This window comes from Candidatus Cyrtobacter comes (assembly GCF_034470605.1).
Taxonomy (GTDB): Bacteria; Pseudomonadota; Alphaproteobacteria; order Rickettsiales; family Midichloriaceae; genus Cyrtobacter; species Cyrtobacter comes.
Map to the genome: position 1 here is coordinate 1 of NZ_JARGYT010000068.1, position 6589 is coordinate 6589.

The 6589-nt window shown below is 33.2% G+C and carries 6 protein-coding genes; 3 read left to right on the forward strand and 3 right to left on the reverse strand.

Translation table 11 applies throughout. The annotated features are described in order from the left end of the window. The coding region (locus tag Cyrtocomes_RS04705; RefSeq protein WP_322498042.1) for a hypothetical protein at positions 1 to 1016 on the forward strand (1016 nt) is incomplete at its 5' end. Between the two features lie 230 nt (positions 1017 to 1246). On the opposite strand, the gene glyS is transcribed toward Cyrtocomes_RS04705, so the two are convergent. From glyS to pth, 3 genes are read right to left on the reverse strand one after another with little or no spacing between them, the layout of a single operon-like run. Then, the gene (gene glyS, locus Cyrtocomes_RS04710) at positions 1247 to 2767 is read right to left on the reverse strand and encodes a glycine--tRNA ligase subunit beta (protein ID WP_322498043.1); all 1521 of its coding nucleotides are present in this window, start codon (positions 2765 to 2767) and stop codon (positions 1247 to 1249) included. Continuing rightward, positions 2764 to 3846, reverse strand: coding sequence for a redox-regulated ATPase YchF (gene ychF, locus Cyrtocomes_RS04715; RefSeq protein ID WP_322498047.1), 1083 nt, complete (start codon positions 3844 to 3846; stop codon positions 2764 to 2766). The genes glyS and ychF overlap by 4 nt, the downstream gene beginning before the upstream one ends. A gap of 13 nt (positions 3847 to 3859) precedes the next feature. After that, positions 3860 to 4411: an aminoacyl-tRNA hydrolase gene (gene pth / locus Cyrtocomes_RS04720; protein ID WP_322498044.1), complete on the reverse strand. Its 552-nt coding sequence runs from the start codon at positions 4409 to 4411 to the stop codon at positions 3860 to 3862. Positions 4412 to 4491: 80 nt separating this feature from the next. Here pth and Cyrtocomes_RS04725 point away from each other — a divergent pair, with 80 nt between their 5' ends. Then, positions 4492 to 5103, forward strand: a complete 612-nt coding sequence (locus Cyrtocomes_RS04725; protein ID WP_322498045.1) for a ribonuclease D — start codon at positions 4492 to 4494, stop codon at positions 5101 to 5103. A gap of 12 nt (positions 5104 to 5115) precedes the next feature. Continuing rightward, a complete protein-coding gene (locus Cyrtocomes_RS04730; protein ID WP_322498046.1) occupies positions 5116 to 6084 on the forward strand; it encodes a tyrosine-type recombinase/integrase in 969 nt (322 codons plus the stop codon). Positions 6085 to 6589 lie beyond the last annotated feature (505 nt).

Sequence of the window (6589 nt, forward strand, 5' to 3'; positions counted from 1 at the left end):
GGCAAGCAGCAAGGGCTGCAGAAGCAGAGAGGGCTGCAGCCCTGAAGGTTGAAGCAGCAAGGGTTGCAGAAGCAGAAGCTGCAGCCCTGAAGGCTGAAGTAGAGAGGGTTGCATTATCTGAGATCTTTTATCAAATGCTTCATTATGAAAAGAATATGATTGATGATTTATCTATAAAACTGGAGTCTATGCGTATACATACTATTGAATACTTAAATGCGCTAAATATAGATCGAGAATACCATGGTACGGTACTAAGTATACTTTTCGGTGAAATAAGTCGAATTGTCAATAATGTCTTTGAAGGGATTGGGGTGAAAGAAGAACATCTAACCAATTTACTACAACTATTAGACGATTATGAAAAGAATGGGCTCGAAATTACTATAAATGCACTGATAGGATCAGCAACTATTTCATCCTCGCAGAATAAAATGGAATACAGATATAATACAGACAAAACATTTCAAGATTTTTATAATAAGTTTTTAAATATTACATATAACATTCTACAAGAGGCTAAACCATATGAAGTAAAAAGTGAGATTTTCCTTTATATGCAAGAATCAAAAATTGCTGTAGCTTTGGGAAAAGAATCTCAAGATATTTATGATTTGAAATGCATGATAACCGCCCCAATAATGCACACACATATGAATAGCATGACAAGTGAAGAATCCATATTGGCAAAAAAGTTTTATAAGATTTTACTAAAATCGCTTCCATATCTTGATGACGAAAGCAGAAAGACATTAGAAAGTTTCCTAAATTCAGATAGTTATCTGAATTTATGTTTACGAGTTTATATAGCTAATGATATAGAAGAATCTCCAGATAACAGGCAAGATGCAACTGCTAAGATAAAAGACACCTGCAGAAGCGGGGCGACCGTTGTAGATTGGGCGCTCTCTAGGTATATGGAATCCACCCAAAACATTAATCAGGTTACTAAACTCACTATAAGCAATCTAAAAAAGAGCTGTGAAGATTTTATGGGGACTAGTAGAGCAGTATAGCTACCCAGGTTTATGTCATTATTTAAATATGGAGCTAAAACAAACCTTCTCTTTATTTTACAATATATCTAAGGCGGTATAGAATGATTACATAAAAAGTAATTTTGTTAAACTTAGCCCAATGATAACCAAGGTGTTTTCAAATTAGTCATGTACCATTTTTATGACGCTTTAGCTATAACTAACACTTACGTGATAAAATATAACAAAAAGCCAAGAAAATGGTATGTCTAACTCATATCTCTTTTACTATTAATAAACTCTATAACCTCTTCTAAAATACCAAAAGACTCAAGCCCTATATTTAAAGAAAATTTTTCCTCTATTCTTATAAAGCCAATGGCAGCTCTTCTTAATGCATATGGATCCTTAGACCCTGTTGGCTTTATTCCTATTCGAAACATATGGCACAGCGTATCTAACCTATCTGCCATTGCAAGAACTGCACCAATAAGTGTCTCTGGTAGCACATCTGATCTACCCCTTGGCATATAGTGCTCTTTTATTGCAAGGGCAACTTCATGATCTTCCCCTTGATGAATGGCATATATGCATCCCATTATACCCTGCAATTCAGGAAATTCGCCCACAACCTCTGTTGCTAAATCTAGCTTTGCTAGCTGAGCAGCCCTATCTACTTTTTGCGTATCTAGATCCAATTGTTTCGCAATAAGGCCGGCTAATAATTTTGTTGATTCTGATTTTTCATATACCGAACCTATTTTTTCGTGAAATACCATTCTTTTAATCTCACTTATATTGGAATCCAATCCCTTTTTTAAATCTTGATTAAAGAAAAATTCCGCATCATTGAGTCTTGCAGTTATAACTTTTTTTGTATTATGCATTATCTCCTCATTGTATTCCGTATTTATTACATGAGCAAAAAAAGATGCTAATAAGCCATCTGCATTTCTAAACATGAAGATTTTTTGATGATTCTTCAGAGAGGCTATTAAAATCTCTTCAGGGAGAAGCATATACCTCCGCTCTATTTCACCGCACAGTACAGAAGGATATTCAGTAATTCCAACAATTTCCGCTATAAGCGCCTCATCTTCTATTAATTTTAGATTATTATCTTCTGCAAAATTATATAATTCATCAAGGATTTTAGACCTTCTTTTTAACTGATCAAATTCAACAAAGTTATTTCTAAGTTTTGATGCATAATCGCTAAATGAGATAACTTCAATGGATCTATTAGATAAGAATTTATGCCCAAAAGTAATATTATTAGATTTTATATGCCCAAATTGCAGATCTACTATATCTCCTTGCAATAAACATAAGATATTCTTCAATGGCCTTATCCATTTTAGTGAATATCCTGCCCAATTCATGGATTTTGGCCATACTATATCTTTTAATGAATCTACAATTATATTTGCAAGCTCGGTCTTCAAACAATCCTCACTATTAGCTTTTTTAATATAGTAAAATCCCTCAACTATTTCTAATTCATCAATAAGTGAGATGGAATGTTTTTTCATAAATGCACTAATATGAGCCTGAGGAGCTTGAACTTTTGGCCCCTTTATCATTTCATCTTTTTTTTGAATCGTATCCGGCAAGTTGTTTAGCACTATAACTATACGCGTAGGTGTATGATAAAACATACCGCTTACTACCACCCCAGCCTTATCTTTTAGCCTATCTACTATAGAGGAAAAGAGCGTCTGCGCCCCTTTTTCTTGAGCTAATGCAGGAACTTCTTCACTATATATTTCAAGCAATAATTCTTTCATCATACATTAAACCTAAAATGCACCACATCACCATCTTTCATTATATAATCTCTACCCTCAAGCCTTGATTTTCCAGCCGCCTTAATCTCAGCCTCGCTTGCATAACTTATGTAATCTTCATAACCTATCACCTCTGCACGTATAAACCCTTTCTCAAAATCTGTATGTATGCATCCCGCAGCTTTTGGTGCATTGATTCCATTTTCAATAGACCAAGCCCTAGCTTCCTTAGGCCCAATAGTAAAGAACGTTATAAGATCAAGGGTGTCATAAGCAAGCCTTATCAACTTATTTAATCCACTGTCTTTAATTCCGTACTGCTCCATAAACCATTTCTTTTCTTCCTCATCTGTCATATTAGCAATATCTTGTTCTATTTTTGCAGATAGCACTATACTGGTATTATTTACGAATTCATTAAATTGCCTTGAAAAATCATTCCCACTGACGCATTCAGATTCATTAACATTACAGACATATAATTCTTTTTTACTACTAAGAAGCTGAAAAGAGTTTATTATTGCGCTATTTTCCTCGTTCATAATAGAAGAAACTGGGTTACCAGCTGATAGAGTCTGTATTAAACTCTCAGCCACCTTTAATATAGCCACAGCTTCCTTATCTTGCCTTGCCATCTTTGTAAGTTTTGGAATCCGTTTTTCAAGACTTTCTATATCAGCAAGCATAAACTCCATCCTTAATATTTGCAAATCTTCAATTGGATTTACTCTGCCCTCAACATGAGTTACATTTTCATCATGAAAACATCTTAACACGTATATTATACAATCAACTTCCCTTATATGTGAAAGAAACTTATTGCCTAAACCCTCACCTTTACTAGCCCCTTTTACGAGACCCGCTATATCTACAAATTCAACATGAGTTGAAATTATTTTTTGAGAACCTGCAATTTTAGCCAACCTATGCAACCTTTCATCAGGAACAGAAACTACTGCAATATTTGGCTCTATTGTGCAGAATGGGTAATTTTCAGCAGCAGCAGATAAGCTATTTGTTAGCGCATTAAATAAAGTAGATTTCCCAACATTGGGAAGACCAACTATGCCATACTTTTTTATGCTCACAATATTTTTATTTAATAGAATTAAGAAATTTATCTTTATTACCCAAGAGAGCCAAATCTATATTTTTAGATATCTTTTGCAACACGCCAGATATAACAGATATCTGTTCTTCGGTAAATTTACTCAGCACATAATTTGATATATCCGCAAATTTAGGTTTTGATATACCAATTCTAAGTCTCCAATAATCAATACCAACATGTGCATCTATGGATTTTATACCATTATGCCCAGCGCTTCCCCCGGCAAATTTAAACTTTGCTTTACCACACTCAATATCCATATCATCATAAATTACAAGAATATTTTGCAATGGTATTTTATAGAACGAAACAAATTCGCTAACAGCTATACCAGAATTATTCATATATGTTAACGGTTTCAACAGTGATATTTTCTGTGTATTTATAGTGCCGCTACTTATAAGGGATTTTTTCCGCACCTTAAATTCATCAAACTCATATTCTCTGTGAATAAGATCAACAGCAGCAAACCCGATGTTATGTCTGGTATCACTATACTTCTCACCTATATTGCCTAACCCAACTATTAAATACACTTTTTAAAGAATCGATTTGTAATTAAATGTTGAAGGCTATATAACCTTAAAATTAATTAACGTTAAATAATTTTTATATAATGAGGCTTAGCTACCATACATATGATATACCAAAGAACATAGAGATTAAAGGCAGCATCGCTATAGATACTGAAGCGATGGGTCTGAATTATACAAGGGATAGATTGTGTGTTGTGCAGCTTTGCGATGCAAATGGTAATGTTCATATAGTTCATTTCCCTGATCCTAAATATGATTCACCAGTTTTAAAATCACTTTTAGAAGATGAGTCTAGATTAAAGATATTTCATTTCGCAAGGTTTGATGTTGGTATAATATATAAATACCTTAATACAGAAACCAAGAATATATATTGTACAAAGATAGCATCAAGGCTTTCAAGGACTTATACTGATTCTCATAGTTTAAGAGAATTATGTCAGGTACTGTTAGGTGTAAGGATATCAAAGCAGCAGCAAACCTCTGATTGGGGTTCGGATATTTTAACTAGCGAACAAATAGATTACGCAGCTAATGATGTGCTGCATTTACATAATATTAAAGGCGAGTTGGATAAATTACTAAAAAGGGAGGGTAGAAGTATCATTGCAAAGAAGTGTTTTGAAGCTGTGGTAACTAGAGCAATACTTGATGTTATGGGATGGGATTCTGTAGATATATTTGCACATTAAATATAGTAGGCTATGGAGAGGGTTAAGATATCTGCTCATGATTATAACCTATTATTGCTAAATAATTTTCGTGAAATGATGCTATCTGAGCGTTTTGCATCACAACATACTGTAGTTGCCTATGAATCTGATATTGAGCATTTTTTATGCTATATAAAAAATCTAAATAAACATTTAAAAGATGTTATATTTTTTGAAATAGAGAAATACATATCAAGTATTTCATGCCTACATCCAAGAAGTATCTCTAGAAAAATATCGGCAATAAAACAATTCTTCTTGTTTCTTGTTTCTGATGGTATATGTAAATTAAATCCAACATCTGGAATAGAGTCTCCTAAAAAGCCCGTTTCATTGCCGAAAGCACTTTCAAGAGTGAGTATAGAAAAGCTCCTTGAATGTGCTAAGAAAGATATTTCGGAAAGCGGTATAAGAACAAATGCAATAATACAGATTCTTTACTCAACAGGTATGAGGGTTTCAGAACTGTTATCGTTAAATCTAAATTCCGTACAAAAGACCATTGTAAATTCAAAAGAGGTTAGATGTACTGTGATAAAAGGAAAAGGAGAGAAAGAAAGAATAGCATTATTACATGAAGAGGCATGCGAAGCATTAGATAGTTATATATTAATCAGAAAGCAATTTATAAATGGTCAAACCTCAAGATTTCTATTTGCCTCCACTAACAAAAAGGGGAAGGCCACACAACTTACAAGACAAAGAGTCGGGCAAATATTTAAGGAACTTGCACTAAAGACAGGTATTGATCCTTCAATAGTATCACCGCATAAAATAAGACACTCTTTTGCTACCCATATGTTAAAGAATGGTGCAAATATAAGAATAGTACAGGAAATGCTAGGGCATTCTGATATTTCATCAACACAAATATATATTAAGACTACTAATAAGGAATCTACAGATCTTGTTTTTGATAAACATCCACTTTCAAAAATTACTAAGCTCAATAATACATAATTATGGCAAAAAGATTAAGGTGCGGTACCAATATTTCAATTCTATATATCATATATAGATCTTGCTCACTTAATAAATACGGTTAGTAGTGTTCAGTATAGCTATAGCAGTATAAAATGATTACATCAAAGGTAATTTGATTAAACTTAACTCAATTAAAGTATTTACAAGATTAACACTATTTTATGACGCTTTAGCTGTATTAATTTAAGTTTAGTGAAAAAGCTACCGCCACAAGATAAATCAAGAAAAGATTAACAAATATCAGGAAAATACTGCTTTTAACCATCAATTATGTTCTTTAATAATGATCAAAGTTATATCTCTTATAGCGAACAGTAATTCTCTTGTGTTGTGTTCTTATAGGGAATTTGTTACCATGCGGTCAGAAGGGTTTTTTATTTTCTTAGGCACTGTTAACAAAGGTTTTGCCAAATAATGGAAAAGATGCAATATTATATTGGAGGCGATAAATATGGTATTTAGATGGATAAAAGGTTGTTTC